1 protein-coding gene is annotated in these 1,107 nt (G+C 44.8%); it reads left to right on the top strand.

Annotated elements, in window-relative coordinates:
* Window positions 1-39: 39 nt before the first annotated feature.
* The coding region (gene mpgS / locus J7J01_06175; GenBank protein ID MCD6210462.1) for a mannosyl-3-phosphoglycerate synthase at window positions 40-1,107 on the top strand (1,068 nt) is incomplete at its 3' end.

The following is a 1,107-nucleotide window of genomic DNA, read 5'->3' as shown; positions in this document are numbered from 1 at the left end:
ATGATTATACTCATAATATAATAAGATATGCTGATTGAGTTGCCGAGACATACGGAGATATTCGGCTCAGTAAAGATTCACGAGTTGCAGCGGGTATTAAAGCTGGACTCCGGTGGCTTTGAGAACCCCAGAGCTTGTGATATCGCCTTTGAAGGTATAAAGAAGGTTTTGAAACGACTCGCAATCATTGTACCCATAAAAAATGAGAATATACACCTGCTGGAGGGTGTTCTGAGAGCAATACCTTTTGATTGCTCAGTAATCGTGGTCTCGAATAGTGCACGGGTACCACAGGATGTATATAAAATAGAGAAAGATGTGATAACAAATGTTCATAACCTCACACAGCAGGAGATGCTCACCGTACATCAGAAGGACCCTGAATTGGGCTTTGCATTCCATGATCTCGGCTATGATCATCTCCTTGATAGCGATAGACTGGTAAGAGATGGTAAAGCCGAAGGGATGATAATAGGCATGTTGCTTGCGAAGGCGCTGGGTAAAGACTTCATTGGGTTCGCAGATGCTGACAACTATATCCCCGGTTCTGTTCGTGAATACGTAATGGATTACGCAGCGGGCTTCTGTATGTCCGAGTCGCCATACTCAATGGTGAGGCTACACTGGCGATATAAGCCAAAAGTAGTTGAGGACAGGCTGTATTTCAAGAAATGGGGCAGAGTAAGCGAGACAACGAATAAATATCTCAATCTACTGCTATCAACCACCACCGGCTTTGAGACCCGGGTGGTAATAACAGGGAATGCGGGTGAGCATGCATTGACCATGAAGCTTGCGGATATCATGAGTTACTCCACGGGCTATTCAATCGAGCCCTTTCACTTCGTCTATCTCTTCGATGAGTTCGGGCTAAAGACGGATAAGATTGTGTATTCTGATGTGGTGAGTGCTGGAATTGAGGTATTCCAGATAGAGACGTTAAATCCACATATACACGAGGAGAAAGGGGAGGAGCATATTAAAAATATGTTACTCGGCTCCCTGAGCACGATTTATAACAGTAAACTCTGTAACGATTATGTGAGGCAGAAGGTGCTTGAGGAGCTGGTAGATATACTGGAGAGGTGGGAGAAGCCACCCGAGATG

Source organism: Methanophagales archaeon, from assembly GCA_021159465.1.
Taxonomy (GTDB): domain Archaea; phylum Halobacteriota; class Syntropharchaeia; order Alkanophagales; family Methanospirareceae; genus G60ANME1.
The sequence above is the reverse complement of the archived record's forward strand: the minus strand, read 5'-3'. Positions and strand labels throughout refer to the sequence as shown.